The 275-nt window shown below is 62.5% G+C and carries 1 protein-coding gene; it reads right to left on the reverse strand.

What is annotated here, in order from left to right:
• Positions 1–275: immunoglobulin-like domain-containing protein (locus K5E40_RS34635; protein ID WP_221734454.1), on the reverse strand; the 275-nt coding region annotated here is incomplete at both ends.

Genomic DNA, 275 nt, shown 5'->3' on the forward strand with positions numbered 1-275 from the left:
GACAGAGTCACGGTGACTGGCGAGCCAGCAGCGTTGGTCAGGGTGGCGGTGTAGACGATTGAGCCGCCCTCAGCCACGGTACCGGTCGCTGACAGCGACAGGTTGGTGGTGTCGACGGTGTCAGTCACGGTGGTGCTGACTGGTGTTTTGTCGGCCACGAGGTTTTCGTAGTTGCCGCCAGTTACGCCGGTGATCGCATTCGTCAGCGGCGCATGGCCGGTCAGTGCGTCATTTGGCGCAGTGGTGGTCACGGTGCCGGTGGTTTTGCCGACTTC

Source organism: Pseudomonas baetica (assembly GCF_019733355.1).
In the GTDB taxonomy this organism is placed as follows: domain Bacteria; phylum Pseudomonadota; class Gammaproteobacteria; order Pseudomonadales; family Pseudomonadaceae; genus Aquipseudomonas; species Aquipseudomonas baetica_A.